Here is a 14,806-nt window from a genome sequence, read left to right on the forward strand (position 1 = left end):
CCGCTCCCGTTCGCGGGGGCGAAGTTCTGTCGGGACCGTCTCTCACGAGGGTCCGGCGGGACGCTCGGCAGATTACCCGAGCGGCCAAAGGGGGCTGACTGTAAATCAGCTGGCACTGCCTACGGGGGTTCGAATCCCTCATCTGCCACCGAGCACATGCCGCGGGACCGATCAGGTCCCGCGGCATTTTTCTATTCGCACCGGGATGACCCCGCACGTGCCCGCGGAGGAACGCCCCGCCACGCCGGCCTCGCCGGCCCCGACCCCAGGAGGTACCCGCCCCGTGACCCCGACCCCCCCCGCCCGCCGCGGCCCGGCCCGCGGCCCCCGCCGCACCGACCCGCGGGCGGCTCACCGCGATCATCGGCTCGCTGGCCTTCGCCGGGCTGATCATGATCCTCAACGAGACCGTGCTCTCCGTCGCGCTGCCCTCCATCCTGGCGGACTTCGAGATCGACGAGACCACCGGCGGCTGGCTGACCACCGGCTTCCTCCTCACCATGGCGGTGGTCATCCCGACCACCGGGTACCTGCTCCGACGCTTCAGCGCCCGCACCCTGTTCGTCACGGCCCTGCTGCTGTTCATCGTCGGGACCGGCCTGGCCGCCGTCGCGCCCGGGTTCGTGGTGCTGCTGCTCGCCCGGGTGATCCAGGCCAGCGGGACGGCGATCGTGCTGCCGCTGCTCATGACCACCACGCTCAACCTGGTGCCCGTCTCCCACCGCGGGTCGGTCATGGGCCTGATCGGCGTCGTCATATCGGTCGCGCCCGCGATCGGGCCCACCGTCTCCGGCGTCGTCATGCACTCCTTCAGCTGGCGGATGGTCTTCGGCGTGATCCTGCCGCTGGCCGTGCTGACGCTGGTGATCGGCTACGTCGGCCTGGGCCGCTCCGAGGCCGCGGGGAGCGGGAGGCTCGACGTCGTGAGCATCCCGCTGTCCGTCGTCGGCTTCGGCAGCCTCGTCTACGGGCTCTCGAGCGCCTCCCAGCTGGCCGAGGGGAACCTCGTGCCGGCCGTGGGGCTCGTGGCGGGCGTCGTCTTCCTCGTGCTGTTCATCCGCCGCCAGAACCGGCTGGACCGCGAGGGTCGCGGGCCGCTGCTGAGCCTCGAGCCGCTGGGCATCCCGGTCTTCCGCCGCGGCGTGCTCGTCCTGGCGATCGGGATGGCCACCGCGCTCGGCTCGATCGTGGTCCTGCCCCTCTACCTGCAGAACGGGCGGGGCTTCGAGGTCCTGGCGGTGGGCCTGGCCCTGCTGCCGGGCGGTCTCCTGCAGGCGACGCTCTCCTCGATCTTCGGCCGGGTCTACGACCGCTTCGGGCCGCGCCCGCTGGTGATCCCGGGGGCGATCCTCCTGCCCACGGCGCTGTTCGGCTTCGCCTCGATGACGGGGGAGACCCCCCTCGCGGGCATGATCGGCTGGCACATGACCTTCTGCACCGGCATGGCCATGCTCATGACGGCCCTCATGACCCACTCGCTCGGCGCCCTGCCGCAGCGCCTCTACTCGCACGGCTCGGCGATCGTCAACACCGTGATGCAGCTGGCGGGCGCGACCGGGACGGCGCTGTTGCTGACCGCGTTCTCGATCGGCATCGCCGTGACCGGGACCGCGGGAACGGGTGCGCGCTACGCCTTCCTCTTCGCCGGGGCGCTGGCGCTGCTGCCGATCTTCATCGTGCCGAGGCTGCGGAAGCATCCCACGGAGGAGCCGGCAGCGTCCGCCCTCTGAGCTGAGCGTGAAAAACCTTGGGACGCCGCGGGCGCGCTCGGTAAGGTGTGGTGCATGTCAACTCTGGAACTGACCCAAGAGAACCTGAACCAAACGATCGAGAGCAACGACGTCGTCCTCGTCGACTTCTGGGCCGAGTGGTGCGGACCGTGCAAGCAGTTCGGGCCGGTCTTCGAGGAGGCCTCCGAGAAGCACGAGAACGTCGTCTTCGGCAAGGTCGACACCGAGGACCAGCAGCAGCTCGCGGCCGCCGCAGGGATCTCCTCGATCCCCACGCTCATGGCCTTCCGCGAGCAGACCCTGGTCTTCGCCCAGCCGGGCGCCCTCAACGGCGAGCAGCTGGACCAGGTCATCGACGCCGTCAAGGCGCTGGACATGGACGAGGTGCGCGAGCAGATCGCCCAGGCCGAGGCGGAGGCCAAGGCCAAGGCAGAGGACGGCGAGGCTCCCGCCCCCGGCCAGGCCTAGCCCGGCACCCCGGGCGGGGCCGACCCCGGCCCCGCGCACCAGCGGCGCCTCGCCGCACGCGGACCCCAGGGCCGCGGCCGACCCCCGAGGGACGCACCGCTCAGATGAGCCGGTGCGCCCTGGGGGCCAGCCGCGGTCCTTTGCGTTGGTCCCGGGCCCCCGCGAGCAGCAGGATCCGGACCACGCGCTGGCGGTTGCCGCGCCAGGGGGCCAGGAGCTCCAGCATCCGGTCGTCGTCGCCCCGCCGGCCCTCCAGGGCCACGCAGATGCGGTGGGCCAGGTGGTAGTCGCCCACGCTCACCGCGTCCGGCAGCCCGTGGGAGCGCTGCATCGCCTCGGCGATGGTCCAGGGCCCGACGCCGGGCACCCCCGCGAGCGCCCGCGCCAGCTCGGCGGGGGAGGCCCCCTCCCCGTAGCGGCTCAGCGAGGGGGCGAGCTCCGTCAGCCGCCGCACCGAGGTCGTCCGGTGGATGTCGACGCCGTGCCGGTGCCACTCCCACGAGGGGATGGACAGCCACGCCTCGGGGCGGGGAAACACCCGCATGTCCTCCGGCAGGCCGGGCATCCCGGCGGGCGGCTCGGGGACCGGGTCGCCGTGGCGGCGGGACAGGCGCTGCCAGGCGCCGATGGCCTCGCCGACCGTGACGCGCTGCTCGAAGATCGCGCTGATGGTCTGCTTGATGATCTGTCCGGTGGAGGGCAGCCGCAGGCCCGGGCGGCGTCGGAACCCGGCCCGGGCGCCGGCGGGGATCAGCTGGTAGGCCTCCGAGCCGGTGAAGGGCGCCCAGTCGTCGTGCAGCCCCACCAGGGCGGGGACGGCGCGGAGGAAGGCCTCGACGTCGGCCGCCTCCGGGCCCCAGGCGCGCACCCGGATGGGGGCCCGGAAGCGGGAGCCCGCCGGACCAGAGATGCCCGAGGCGCCGCGCTGCTCCAGCACGGCCGCGACGCCGCCGCCCGAGACCTCGCCGACGCGCGCCGCGACGTGCACGCGCGTCGCCGCGCCGACCGATTCGATGCGTAGGGTGGGGTCGGACGCACCCCGCTGGACCACGGAGAGGGTCAGCGCGAGGTCGAGGGGCTCCTGCGGCTCCAGGACGCGTTCCGCCAGGTACGACGAGGGCATGGCCCCATCGTCTCACGCCCGCGCGCGGGCCGGCCGTGCCCGCCGCGAGGCCCAGGGCCCGCCCGCGGACCCCGGCGCCCGCCCCAGAGACCGACGAGAGGCCCCCATGCCAGTCACCGCCCCCGCGGACAGCGGACGGAGCGCCGCCGCCGAGGACGCCTCGCCCCGCCCGGTGCTCGGCCGCCGCCCGGCCGCCCTCATCGCGCTCGCGGTGGGCGCCGCGGCCGCGGCCGTCTACCTCTGGTTCTCCGCCGTGCAGCTGAACCGCATGGAGACCCCCTCCTGGGACCTGGCGATCTTCACCCAGCTGGCCAAGGCGTACGCGAGCCTCTCGGCGCCCGTCGTGGACGTCAAGGGCTACGGGTTCAACCTGCTGGGGGACCACTTCCACCCGATCCTGGTCCTGCTGGGCCCGGTGTACGCCGTCTGGCCCTCGCCGCTGGCGGTCATGGCCGTGCAAGACCTCCTGCTGGGCGCGGGGGCGGGCATTCTGGCCTGGTTCGGCTCCCGCTGGGTCGGCCCGGTGCGCGGGGCCGCGCTGGGGCTGGCCTGCGCGCTGAGCTTCGGCGTGCTCGAGGCGGTGCGGGTCCAGTTCCACGAGGTGGCCTTCGCGGTGCCGCTGCTGGCCGCCTCCCTGTGCCTGCTCGCGCTGCGGCGCTTCCGGGCGGCCGCGCTGTGGGCCGCGCCGCTCGTGTTCGTCAAGGAGGACCTCGGGGTGACCGCCGCCCTCATCGGGCTCCTGATCGCGTGCACCGCCGCCCGGGGCGGGCCCGGCCGGCGCTGGGAGGCGGGGCGGCCCGGCGTCGTGCCCGGGCTGCTGCTGGGCCTGTGGGGCGTGGGGTGGACGCTGGTGGCCATCCTGCTCGTGCTCCCCGCGCTGAATCCGGGCGGGACCTTCGACTACGGCGACCGCGTGGACCTCGGCGCGGCGCTCGCGGACCCGCTGCGCTCGCTGGCGCTGATGCTCTACCCGTGGCAGAAGGCCCAGACCCTCGGCCTGATCGTCGCGACGGGGGCCGGGGTGCTGCTGCGCTCGCCGCTGGTCCTCGCGGCGCTGCCCACCGTCGCCTGGCGGTTCCTCTCGGGGGAGCCGGGGTACTGGGAGCCCACCTGGCACTACAATCTCGTGGTCATGCCGGTCGTCTTCGCGGCCGTGTTCGACGCCGTGCTGCGCGCGCGGCGCTCCGAGGCCCGCGGGGCAGCCCGCCGGGTGCGGGGGACGCGGGGGAGCGGCGCGGCCGCGAGGGCGGCCCGGGCCTGGAACTCCCTGACCGCGGCGGGGCCCCTGCTCGCCCTCGCCGTGGCCCTCGTCCTCTTGCCGAGCTCCCCGCTGCCCGGGACGCTGGCCCAGACCGGCCGGCCCCTGCCCGCCGGCGTCGAGGCGCAGCGACGCGCCCTGGCCCAGGTGCCGGCCGGGACGCTGGTGGCCAGCGACCTCTCCCTCATCACCGACCTGGTGCCGGAGCACCGCGTGCTGTGGATCGGCAACGACGGCGACCCCGCGCCCGACTACGTCGTCCTCGACGTCGACGGGTCCACCTGGGGCGGCAGCGGGCCGGCCGACCCGGCCGCGTACGCCCAGCGCAAGTACGGCGCGGACTACGCACTGCGCTTCCGCGAGGGCGGCATGACGGTGCTGGCGCGCGAGGGGTGAGCGGCCGTCCCGGGCCCCGTGCCGCGGGCCGCGCGGCGTCGGGCGGCTGAGGAGTGCATCACGTCGGCCCGGAATCCCGGGTCGCGTGCGGTAGGATGGCTGTCACCGGGATTCCCCGTTTTGTGCCGAGTCAGTCCCGCCTCAGGGACCCGGCCGTTACATCAGAAGTGTCGAGCTCGCCGCAGCGCGCACCACCGCCTTTCAACCTCCCACCGGATCGATCCGCGGGAGGGGTGCGCCCACAGAGGAGATGAAGGCCCGTCCCGACGGGCCGCATAGCGGGCAGTTCACAGGGGATACACCGGCGTCCGCCGCCGAGAACACTCGGCGCGTGATCACCCCGATGTGCAAAGGACCCATGGTGACCGAAACCAACTCCGCCCTGCCCGAAAACGCCCCCTCGGAGACCGAGGAGGGCCCCAAGTTCACCGATCTCGGCATCGACGGCCGCGTGCTGTCCGCCCTGCAGGAGATCGGCTACGAGAAGCCGTCCCCCATCCAGGCCGAGACCATCCCGCTGCTGCTGGAGGGGCGCGACGTCGTCGGCCTCGCCCAGACCGGCACCGGCAAGACCGCGGCCTTCGCGGTGCCCGCCCTGTCCCAGCTCGCCGAGCTCGCGGACGTCCACGGCGTCTCCCAGACCACCCAGGTCCTCGTGCTGGCCCCGACCCGCGAGCTGGCCCTGCAGGTCGGCGAGGCGTTCTCCTCGTACGCCAAGCACATGGACGACTTCACCGTGCTGCCCGTCTACGGCGGCTCGCCCTACGGCCCGCAGCTGGCCGGCCTGCGCCGCGGCGCCCAGGTCGTCGTCGGCACCCCCGGGCGCGTCATCGACCACCTCAAGCGCGGCTCGCTGGACCTGTCCCAGCTGAAGCACCTGGTGCTGGACGAGGCCGACGAGATGCTGCGCATGGGCTTCGCCGAGGACGTCGAGCAGATCCTCGCCCAGACCCCCGGCGACAAGCAGGTCGCGCTGTTCTCGGCGACCATGCCCAAGTCCATCCGCCACCTGGCCGAGCAGTACCTCAACGACCCGGTCGAGGTGCGCGTGAAGTCCAAGACGACCACGGCGTCGAACATCCGGCAGCGCTACATGCAGGTCATGCACTCGCACAAGCTGGAGGCCATGACCCGCGTCCTCGAGGTCGAGCAGTACGACGGCGTCATCGCCTTCGTGCGGACCAAGAAGGAGACCGAGGAGATCGCCGAGAAGCTGCGCGCCCGCGGCTTCACCGCGGCGGCCATCAACGGCGACATCCCGCAGAACCTGCGCGAGCGCACCGTCGAGTCGCTCCGCGAGGGCCGCATCGACATCCTCGTCGCGACCGACGTCGCCGCCCGCGGCCTCGACGTCGAGCGCATCTCCCTGGTCGTGAACTTCGACATCCCGCACGACACCGAGTCCTACGTCCACCGCATCGGCCGCACCGGCCGCGCGGGCCGCGACGGCGAGGCCATCCTGTTCATGACCCCGCGCGAGAAGTACATGCTGCGCCAGATCGAGAAGGCCACGCGCCAGCAGGTCGAGCAGATGCACATGCCCACCGCCGACGACGTGAACACCACGCGCCTGCAGAAGTTCGCGGAGCAGATCACCGAGACCATCGAGAGCCACGACCTCTCGCTGTTCAAGGGCCTGGTCGAGGAGTACCAGACCGAGCACAACGTGCCGGCCGAGGACATCGCCGCGGCCATCGCCGTGATCGCCCAGGACGGCCGCTCGTTCCTCGCGGAGGAGCTGCCGGAGAAGCCCAAGCGCACCCGCGACCGCGACGACCGCGGGCGGGACGACCGGGGCCGTGACGACCGCGGCCGCGGCGGCCGCAAGCGCCAGGACGAGGGCCTGTCGACCTACAAGATCCAGGTGGGCCACGACCAGCGGGTCTCCCCGGGCTCGATCGTCGGCGCGCTGACCAACGAGGGCGGCCTGAACGGCTCCGAGGTCGGCAACATCGACATCCGCGGCGGGTTCTCGCTCGTGGACCTCCCGGAGGGCCTCGACCTGGGCGCGCTGCGCGACATCCAGATCAACGGCTCGCCGATCCGCATCGAGGCCGACCGCGGCGGGCGCAGCGGCGGCCAGGGCGCGGGGGCTACCAGGGCGGCCGCGGCGGCGGCTACCGGGGCGGCGACCGCGACCGCGGCGGCCGTGACGACCGCGGGGGCTTCCGCGGCGGCCAGGGCGGCCGTGGAGGCTTCCGGGGCAACCGCGACGACCGCGGTGACCGTGGGGGCTTCCGCGACGACCGCGGGGGAGACCGCGGCGGCTACCGCGGCAACCGCGACGACCGGGGTCCCCGGGGTGGTCGCGGCGGCGGGTTCCGGAAGTTCTAGGACCCCGCTCCGCCCCCGATCACGCGAGTGATCAGCGACACGCTGTGCGGATTTGTCGGTTCCGGCAAGGGTCTGTATAGTTTTATGTCGTTGCCCCGATAGCTCAGTGGTAGAGCGCCATCTTGGTAAGATGGAGGTCCCGGGATCGATTCCCGGTCGGGGCTCTCATGCTGAGGGTCCGTGTCAGGTTCACTCCTGATGCGGGCCCTCCATGTCACGGCGGTGTAGCTCAGCTGGTTAGAGCGCACGACTCATAATCGTGAGGTCGACGGATCGAGCCCGTCCACCGCTACCGAACATCCCGTCTGATGGGCCCGGCCCGTCAGGCGGGATTTCTCGTTTAAGACCGGGTCTCGGCCCGGGGGCCCGGGCCGTGGGATTTGGTTCCCGGGGCCCGATTCCCGGGGGTGTGGCCTCCGGTTCCCGGGGCCCGATTCCCGGGGGAGTGACCTCCGATCCCCGGGGCCCGACTCCCGGGGGAGTGACCTCCGATCCCCAGGCCGCGGCCTCGTCCACGGTCCGCGCTGCGGCCCGGCAGAGGCCGCTGGAGGACCTCCGGGACGTCGCGCAGCTCCCCGCCGCGCCCAGCCCCCGGCGAGGCGCTCAGCCGCCCGCTCACGGCCTCCCCGGAGCCGCCGGGACCCGCAGGCCGCCCCGCCCCTCGTTGATAGGATGCGCAGATGGAAACCTACGAAACGATCACCGACCGCGGGGACCCCGGCGTGCAGCGCATCGTCGACGTCGCGAAGCCCTCGCGGACGGCCCCGCGCACCATCCTGGTGGAGGACGAGGAGCCGGTCCTGCAGAGCCTGCGCGCCGGCGTCGAGCTCCTCGAGGTCTACGCCCTGGAGACAGCCCCGGTCCCGGACGAGGTCGCGCGGCTGTGCCGCGAGAAGGGCGTCCCGGTGCGCCTGCTCGGCACCTCGCTGGCCTCGGAGGTCTTCAAGAGCGAGAAGCGCCCCCGGCTCTTCGGGATCGCGCGGGCGCCCCGGCCGCTGCGGCCCGGCGGGGTGTACGGGCGGGAGGGCGACGTCGTCGTGCTCGACGGCGTCACGATCGTCGGCAACATCGGCGCGATCGTCCGCAGCGCCTACGCCTTCGGCGCGGCCGGCCTGATCCTCGTGGACAGCGGCCTGACCAGCATCGCCGACCGCAGGCTCGTCCGCGCCAGCCGCGGGTACGTCTTCTCCCTGCCGATCGCGCTCGCGACCCGCGAGCAGGCCAAGAACCTCCTGGCCGGCGGGGGGCGCGGCGTCGTGGCGCTCGACGGCGAGGGGAGCGCGAGGTCCGGGACGTCTCGGCGGAACCCGCCGACCTGGCCCTGGTGTTCGGCGCCGAGAAGACCGGCCTGTCCGAGGAGATCGCCTCGACCGTCGGGCGCACCGCCGCGATCCCGATGATCCCGGGCGCGGAGTCGCTCAACGTCTCGGTCGCGGCCGGGATCGCCCTGTACAGCCGGTCCGCCCGCGCGATCGAGCGCGCCGGCGAGCCGCCCGTCCGCCGGTAGGCTGGGGACGGCGTCGGGCCCCGCCGCGCGCGGAGCCCGACCCGCCGCAGCCACCTTCCACCTGCCAAGGAGAGCCATGACAGCATCCCAGAGCGTCGCGGAGGACCTGGCCGGGCGCCTGTACGAGGGCGCCCCGGTCTACGTCGTCTCCCGCGAGAAGATCCGCGAGTTCGCCCGCGCCGTCAAGGCCCAGGCGCCCGCGCACCACGACGTCGACGCCGCCCGCGCGCTCGGCCACGCGGACCTGGTCGCCCCGCCCACCTTCGCGATCGTCGTCGCGCAGGCCGCCGACGCGGAGCTGATCCAGGACCCCACGGCCGGGATCGACTTCTCGCGCGTGGTCCACGCGGACCAGCGCTTCACCCACCACCGCCCCATCGTGGCCGGCGACGAGCTCACCGCCGTCGTCCACGTTGACGCCGTCCGCGCCCTGGGCGCCGGCGCCATGATCACCACCCGCGAGGAGATCGCGGACGCCGCCGGGGAGCCCGTCGCCACCGCCGTGTCGTCCCTGCTCGTGCGGGGGGAGGAGTAGCCATGACCGTGACCTTCGCAGAGCTCGAGAAGGGCCAGGGCATCGGCACCCGCCGCATCGAGGTGACCCGGGCCGACCTGGTGCGCTACGCCGGCGCCAGCGGGGACTTCAACCCCATCCACTGGAACGAGCGGTTCGCCCGCGCCGTCGGACTGCCGGGCGTCATCGCTCACGGCATGTTCACGATGGGCGCGGCGGTCCAGCTCGTGACCGACTGGATCGGGGACCCCGGCGCGATCCTGGACTACCAGACGCGCTTCACCAAGCCCGTGCCCGTCCCGGACGCGCAGGACGACGCCGCCCCGGACACCGGCGGCACCGCGATCACGGTCACCGGCACGATCGGGGCCCTCGACGCCGAGGCGTCCACGGTGCGCGTGGACCTGGCCGTCACCGCCCCCGACGAGTCCGGCAAGGACCAGAAGGTGCTCGTCAAGGCCCAGGCGGTGGTGCGGATCTGAGGGATCTGCGGAAGAATGTGAGCATCGGCCCTCACCCCTGAGGGACCCACCGCGGCGCAGGGCGCTGCCTCGCGGAGACCGAGACGACGCGACGACGTGCCGATCTCCAGCGCGACCCCGGCCGGCGGGGTCCGGGAGGTCGGCACGTCGTCGTGAGGGGCCCCGGCGGCCCCGCCCACTCGCACCCCGCACCCGCCGCCGAGCCGAAACGAGACCCCATGAAGACCTCGCGCATCTCCGACCGCGCCTGGCTGCTCGCCGTCCTGGGCATCTACCTGGCCAGCGGCCTGTCCATCTCCGCGTGGCTGGTCCGGGTGCCGGCCATCGCGGGGGAGCTGGGGCTCTCCGCCGGCCCGCTCGGCCTGCTGCTGCTGGCCCAGACGGTCGGCGCGTTCCTCTCCGTCTCCGCCTCCGGGCCGGTGGTCATGCGGCTCGGCGCGCAGCGGACGATCTGGGTGACCTTCGCGTTCATGATGGCGGGCGGCTTCGGCCTCGCCGCCGGGGTCACGCTGCTGCACTCGGTGGTGGTCTCAGGTGTCGGGCTGGGCCTGTTCGGCCTGGGCCAGGCCACCTACTCCGTGGCGGCCAACGTCCAGGGCGCCGGCGTCGAGCGGGCCCTGGGGAAGCAGCGCATGCCGCTGATGCACGGCTGCTTCTCGGTGGGGACCGTGCTGGGCTCGGTGGTGGGCACGGTCATGACCGCGCTCGGCGTCTCGGTGTTCGCCCACATGGCCGGGGTGTACGTCGTCGTCATCGCGCTGGTCGTGGTGTCCATGCGGTTCACCCGGCACGAGGGCGGGGACGTCCGGACCACCACCACCGGCCTGCTGGCCATCGTGGACCAGGGCGGCGGGCCGTACTCGGTGCGCCACGCCTGGCGGGAGCGGCGGACCGTGCTCATCGGCCTCTTCGTGCTGGGCATGGCGCTCGCCGAGGGCGCCGCGAACGACTGGGTCGCCCTGGCCCTGACCGACGGCTACGACGCTCCCGCCTCGGTGGGCGCCATCGGCTACGGGCTGTTCGTCACGGCCATGACCACGGGCCGGTTGCTGGGCACCGGGGTGCTGAACGCCTACGGGCGGGTCGCGGTCATGCGCGTCGCCTGCTCGCTGGCCATCGTGGGGCTCGCGGTGTTCGTGCTCTCGCCGTGGCTGTGGCTCGGCCTGATCGCGGTCTTCGTCTGGGGCGTGGGCGCGGCGCTGGGCTTCCCGGTCGGGATGTCGGCCGCCGCGGACGATCCCGTGCGCGCCTCCGCGCGCGTCTCGGTGGTCTCGACCATCGGCTACGGCGCGTTCCTCGGCGGGCCGCCGCTGCTGGGGCTGCTCGGGGAGGCGCTGGGGGTCCGGAACGGCCTGGCGGTGGTCCTGGTGCTGGTGGTCTCGTCGCTGTTCCTCGTGCCGCAGCTGGCCGCGCCGAAGCGCCGGCCGCGCTCCGCGGAGCGGGACGGCGGCGAGCCGAACCTGCGGGGGCCGCTGCCCGGCGAAGAGGTCTGAACCGGCCCCGCCGCCCCGCGCGGGCGCCTGAGCCGCGTGGAGAGGCCCCCGCGCGCTCCCGTACACTGGATGCCGTGACTGAGACCCTTCTGAGCGACCTGACCACCCTCGGCGTGGGCGGCCCCGCCGCCTCCTACGTGGCCGCGGAGAGCTCCGACGCCGTCGTGGACGCCGTCGCCCGCGCCGACGCCGCGGGCGAGCCCCTCCTCGTGCTGGGCGGCGGCTCCAACCTCCTGATCGGCGACGAGGGCTTCGCCGGGACCGTGGTGCACGTGCTCTCGCGCGGCGTCGAGGTCGCCGACCGCCCCGGCGGGCGGGAGGCCCTGATGCGGGTCGCGGCCGGCGAGCCGTGGGACGAGCTGGTGGCGCGCGCCGTCGAGTCGGGCCTCTCCGGCTTGGAGACCCTCTCCGGCATCCCGGGGACCACGGGTGCGACGCCGGTCCAGAACGTCGGCGCGTACGGCACCGAGGTCTCCCAGCTGCTGACCCGCGTCATCGCCTTCGACCGCCGCGAGGGGCGCCGGGTCGAGCTCGGGCGCGAGGACCTCGAGTTCTCCTACCGGGACTCGCTCCTGAAGCGGGAGTCCCTGGGCTCCTCCCCGCGCTTCGTCGTGCTCGAGGTCGAGTTCGCGCTGGCCCGCCGGGCCGACTCCGCCCCCGTGCGCTACGCCGAGCTGGCCCGCACCCTGGGCGTCGAGGTGGGCGAGCGGGCCCCGGCCGCCGAGGTGCGCCGCGCGGTGCTCGGGCTCCGGGCGGGCAAGGGGATGGTCCTGGACCCGGGCGACCGGGACACCTTCAGCACCGGCTCCTTCTTCACCAACCCGATCATCCCGGCCGAGGAGGCCGGCTCCGTGCCCGAGGACGCCCCGCGCTACCCGGTGCTGGACCCGACGGGCGAGGTGGACGCCTCGAAGATCAAGCTCTCGGCGGCGTGGCTGATCCAGCACGCCGGCTTCACCAAGGGCTTCGGCCTCGGGGGCGAGTCGAGCCGGATCGCGGGCGGGCGGTCCTCGCTGTCGACCAAGCACACCCTGGCGGTGACCAACCGCGGGGGAGCGAGTGCGGGGGACGTGCTCGCAATCGCCCGCACCGTGCGCGACGGCGTGCAGGAGGCCTTCGGCGTGCGCCTCGAGGCCGAGCCCGTGCTGCTGGGCACGGAGCTCTAGCTGGCAATTCCCTGCGGGTCCCGCCCGCGCGTGGGGCAGGCCATATACGCGCCGTCCGTCGGCCCGTAGAATGGCAGGACACGTGACGCCGCGAGGGCAGATGGAGGTGCCGGTGGGCCTACAGGCCGAGATCGAAGAGGGCCAGCGCGAGGGGCGGCTGCACCGCCTCCTGGGCCGGTTCAAGGCGTTCACCCACCGTCATCCCGTCCTGCGCGTGATCCACAAGGTCCTCGTGACGCTCGTCGGGGGCGTGATCGTGCTGGCCGGCGTCGTCATGCTGGTGACGCCGGGGCCGGGCTGGCTCGCGATCTTCCTCGGGCTGGGCGTCCTGGCCACCGAGTATCCGCTGGTCCACCGCTTCAACCAGTGGGCCAAGGGCCGGGTGCTCGCGGTGTGGCACGCCTACCGGCGCCGGCGGCAGGGGCGCCGGGAGCGCAAGGCGTGCCTGAGGGCCGAGCGCGCGGGGGCCCGCATCGCCCGGCGCCAGCACCACGACCTCCTCAAGGCGCGCTTCCACAGCAGGCACAGCTGCGCCCCGCACCGCCCCCGCGGCAGGGTCCTGGTCCTGCCCCGCAGCGCGTGCGTCGCCGGGGCCGGGCGGCTGGCGCGCGTAGGCCGACGGCTGGGCTGTCGCGGTGCGGCGGCAGCCCGTCCGGAGCGCGGCGGGGAACCCTGCAGAGGCCGGCGGGCAGCCCTTCCAGAGGCCGGTGGCCGGCCCACTCCGGGGCGCCAGCCGTCGCCCCGTCCCGGGTCATCCCGGGGCGTCCTCCTCGAGCACGCGGTCCAGCAGGGATCGGCCCTCCCGGGCGGTCAGGCCCAGCCCGCGCAGCGTCTTCAGGTACTCGCGGGTCAGCGCCAGGGCCCGCTCCTCGGCGTCGGAGGCGGCGCGCACGAAGCTTCCGGAGCGGCCCCGCGTCTCGATCACGCCGGCCGCCTCGAGCTCCCGGTAGGCCTTCGCCACCGTGTTGGGCGCCAGGTCCAGCCAGATGGCCAGGCGGCGCACCGGCGGGAGCCGGGTGCCGGGGGCGAGCGTCCCCCGCCCCCTGGCCTCGATGACCCGGCGCCGCAGCTGCGAGTACGGCGGGACGTCGGAGCGCGGGTCGACGGCGAAGAACCCCCGCACCGCTCCCTCCTCCGTGAGGTCGACGGGAAGCGGCCGGGGGCTCTGCTCGGTCATCGGGGGCCCCTAGAGCGTCCCGGTCGCAATCTTGAGCATGCGGCGCACCGGCTCGGCGGCGCCCCACAGCAGCTGGTCGCCGACGGTGAAGGCCGAGATGTACTCGGGCCCCATGGCGAGCTTGCGGATGCGCCCCACCGGGATCTGCAGGCTTCCCGACGACGCCACCGGCGTCAGCCCCCGGGCGGTGGCCTCCTTGGTGTTGGGCACCACGGTGGCCCACTCGTTGTCCTCGTCGATGATCCGCTCGATCTCCTCGACCGGCAGGTCCTCGGTGAGCTTCAGCGTCAGCGCCTGGGCGTGCGAGCGCATGGTCGCGATGCGCACGCACAGGCCGTCCATGATCACACGATCGGCGCCCTCGAGGCCCAGGATCTTGTTGGTCTCCGCGTCGGCCTTCCACTCCTCGCGGGACTGGCCGTTGCCGAGGTCGGAGTCGATCCAGGGGATCAGCGAGCCGGCCAGGGGCACCTCGAACTGCGCGGTGTCCAGGTCCCCGGAGCGCTGGAGCTCCAGGACCTTGCGGTCGATCTCCAGGATCGCGGAGGCGGGGTCCTGCAGCTCGGTGGAGACGCCGCCGGAGATGTCGCGGAAGCCCTTGAGGACCTCGCGCATGTGCCGGGCGCCGCCGCCGGAGGCCGCCTGATAGGTCATGGCCGTGCCCCATTCGACCAGGCCGCGGCGGAACAGGCCGCCCAGGCCCATCAGCAGGCAGGAGACGGTGCAGTTGCCGCCCACGAAGTCCTTGACGCCCGCCTCGAGGCCGCGGTCGATGACGTCGCGGTTGACCGGGTCGAGGACGATCAGGGCGTCGTCGTTCTGGCGGAGGGTGGAGGCGGCGTCGATCCAGAGGCCGTCCCAGCCCCGGCGGCGCAGCTCGGGGTGCACCGCCTGGGTGTAGTCGCCGCCCTGGGTGGTGACGATGATGGGCAGCTCGCAGAGCGCGTCGAGGTCGTGGGCGTCCTTCAGCGTGCCGCCCGCCTCGACGCCCGCGAAGGTCGGGGCCTCGCCGCCGGCGTTGGAGGTCGAGAAGAACACGGGGGTGATCCCCGAGAAGTCGCCCTCGTCCTCGAGGCGCTTCATGAGCACGGAGCCCACCATGCCGCGCCAACCGACAAAACCCACTGCATCTGAACGGCTGAAAGTCATACGCGTCAG

General features: G+C 73.7%; 12 protein-coding genes, 3 tRNA genes and 2 pseudogenes. 14 read left to right on the forward strand and 3 right to left on the reverse strand.

The window, feature by feature from the left end; all coding sequences use genetic code 11:
* The first annotated feature begins 66 nt into the window (after positions 1 to 66).
* The 3 genes from NBM05_RS01495 to trxA all read left to right on the forward strand — a co-directional run bounded on the left by NBM05_RS01495 (position 67) and on the right by trxA (position 2,198).
* A tRNA-Tyr gene (locus NBM05_RS01495) sits at positions 67 to 148 on the forward strand.
* A gap of 223 nt (positions 149 to 371) precedes the next feature.
* Positions 372 to 1,730, forward strand: a complete 1,359-nt coding sequence (locus tag NBM05_RS01500) for a DHA2 family efflux MFS transporter permease subunit (RefSeq protein ID WP_302183609.1) — start codon at positions 372 to 374, stop codon at positions 1,728 to 1,730.
* Positions 1,731 to 1,784: 54 nt separating this feature from the next.
* On the forward strand, positions 1,785 to 2,198 hold the full coding sequence (gene trxA / locus NBM05_RS01505; protein ID WP_254164580.1) for a thioredoxin: 414 nt from the start codon (positions 1,785 to 1,787) through the stop codon (positions 2,196 to 2,198).
* 100 nt (positions 2,199 to 2,298) lie between these two features.
* On the opposite strand, the gene NBM05_RS01510 is transcribed toward trxA, so the two are convergent.
* Positions 2,299 to 3,321 (reverse strand): DNA-3-methyladenine glycosylase family protein, encoded by a 1,023-nt coding sequence (locus NBM05_RS01510; RefSeq protein ID WP_254164582.1) that lies wholly within the window; start codon positions 3,319 to 3,321, stop codon positions 2,299 to 2,301.
* A 106-nt stretch (positions 3,322 to 3,427) separates the two neighbouring features.
* Here NBM05_RS01510 and NBM05_RS01515 point away from each other — a divergent pair, with 106 nt between their 5' ends.
* The 11 genes and pseudogenes from NBM05_RS01515 to NBM05_RS01565 form a co-directional block, all read left to right on the forward strand.
* Positions 3,428 to 4,975: a DUF2079 domain-containing protein gene (locus NBM05_RS01515; RefSeq protein WP_254164584.1), complete on the forward strand. Its 1,548-nt coding sequence runs from the start codon at positions 3,428 to 3,430 to the stop codon at positions 4,973 to 4,975.
* Between the two features lie 250 nt (positions 4,976 to 5,225).
* Positions 5,226 to 7,309, forward strand: a pseudogene (locus NBM05_RS01520) (DEAD/DEAH box helicase).
* A gap of 92 nt (positions 7,310 to 7,401) precedes the next feature.
* Positions 7,402 to 7,473 (forward strand) — tRNA-Thr (locus NBM05_RS01525).
* Positions 7,474 to 7,527: 54 nt separating this feature from the next.
* A tRNA-Met gene (locus tag NBM05_RS01530) sits at positions 7,528 to 7,601 on the forward strand.
* A 388-nt stretch (positions 7,602 to 7,989) separates the two neighbouring features.
* The gene (locus NBM05_RS01535) at positions 7,990 to 8,709 is read left to right on the forward strand and encodes a TrmH family RNA methyltransferase (RefSeq protein WP_254164586.1); all 720 of its coding nucleotides are present in this window, start codon (positions 7,990 to 7,992) and stop codon (positions 8,707 to 8,709) included.
* The gene (locus NBM05_RS01540) at positions 8,634 to 8,816 is read left to right on the forward strand and encodes a TrmH family RNA methyltransferase (protein WP_254164588.1); all 183 of its coding nucleotides are present in this window, start codon (positions 8,634 to 8,636) and stop codon (positions 8,814 to 8,816) included. The genes NBM05_RS01535 and NBM05_RS01540 overlap by 76 nt, the downstream gene beginning before the upstream one ends.
* Positions 8,817 to 8,892: 76 nt before the next feature.
* Positions 8,893 to 9,351 carry an FAS1-like dehydratase domain-containing protein gene (locus NBM05_RS01545; protein WP_254164590.1) on the forward strand — a complete coding sequence of 153 codons (459 nt, stop codon included), beginning with the start codon at positions 8,893 to 8,895 and terminating at the stop codon, positions 9,349 to 9,351.
* Positions 9,352 to 9,353: 2 nt separating this feature from the next.
* Entirely contained in the window at positions 9,354 to 9,812 is a 459-nt protein-coding gene (locus NBM05_RS01550; protein ID WP_254164592.1) for a MaoC family dehydratase, read from the forward strand.
* A gap of 218 nt (positions 9,813 to 10,030) precedes the next feature.
* A complete protein-coding gene (locus NBM05_RS01555; RefSeq protein ID WP_254164594.1) occupies positions 10,031 to 11,305 on the forward strand; it encodes an MFS transporter in 1,275 nt (424 codons plus the stop codon).
* A 65-nt stretch (positions 11,306 to 11,370) separates the two neighbouring features.
* On the forward strand, positions 11,371 to 12,471 hold the full coding sequence (locus NBM05_RS01560; RefSeq protein ID WP_302183611.1) for a UDP-N-acetylmuramate dehydrogenase: 1,101 nt from the start codon (positions 11,371 to 11,373) through the stop codon (positions 12,469 to 12,471).
* A gap of 274 nt (positions 12,472 to 12,745) precedes the next feature.
* Positions 12,746 to 12,790: pseudogene (locus tag NBM05_RS01565) on the forward strand (TIGR02611 family protein); the annotation flags it as partial.
* A 432-nt stretch (positions 12,791 to 13,222) separates the two neighbouring features.
* Here NBM05_RS01565 and NBM05_RS01570 read toward each other — a convergent pair.
* Entirely contained in the window at positions 13,223 to 13,648 is a 426-nt protein-coding gene (locus NBM05_RS01570) for a GntR family transcriptional regulator (protein WP_254164598.1), read from the reverse strand.
* Positions 13,649 to 13,657: 9 nt separating this feature from the next.
* The gene (gene asd, locus NBM05_RS01575) at positions 13,658 to 14,797 is read right to left on the reverse strand and encodes an aspartate-semialdehyde dehydrogenase (protein WP_254164600.1); all 1,140 of its coding nucleotides are present in this window, start codon (positions 14,795 to 14,797) and stop codon (positions 13,658 to 13,660) included.
* Positions 14,798 to 14,806: the final 9 nt, after the last annotated feature.

The organism is Rothia santali, from assembly GCF_024199905.1.
Lineage (GTDB): Bacteria > Actinomycetota > Actinomycetes > Actinomycetales > Micrococcaceae > Rothia > Rothia santali.

Bases quoted from the DNA above. Each gene is read 5' to 3' on its own strand.
- trxA (WP_254164580.1), top strand. From the start codon at position 1,785: ATGTCAACTCTGGAACTGACCCAAGAGAACCTGAACCAAACGATCGAG.
- NBM05_RS01510 (WP_254164582.1), bottom strand. From the start codon at position 3,321: ATGCCCTCGTCGTACCTGGCGGAACGCGTCCTGGAGCCGCAGGAGCCC.
- NBM05_RS01515 (WP_254164584.1), top strand. From the start codon at position 3,428: ATGCCAGTCACCGCCCCCGCGGACAGCGGACGGAGCGCCGCCGCCGAG.
- NBM05_RS01535 (WP_254164586.1), top strand. From the start codon at position 7,990: ATGGAAACCTACGAAACGATCACCGACCGCGGGGACCCCGGCGTGCAG.
- NBM05_RS01545 (WP_254164590.1), top strand. From the start codon at position 8,893: ATGACAGCATCCCAGAGCGTCGCGGAGGACCTGGCCGGGCGCCTGTAC.
- NBM05_RS01550 (WP_254164592.1), top strand. From the start codon at position 9,354: ATGACCGTGACCTTCGCAGAGCTCGAGAAGGGCCAGGGCATCGGCACC.
- NBM05_RS01555 (WP_254164594.1), top strand. From the start codon at position 10,031: ATGAAGACCTCGCGCATCTCCGACCGCGCCTGGCTGCTCGCCGTCCTG.
- NBM05_RS01570 (WP_254164598.1), bottom strand. From the start codon at position 13,648: ATGACCGAGCAGAGCCCCCGGCCGCTTCCCGTCGACCTCACGGAGGAG.
- asd (WP_254164600.1), bottom strand. From the start codon at position 14,797: ATGACTTTCAGCCGTTCAGATGCAGTGGGTTTTGTCGGTTGGCGCGGC.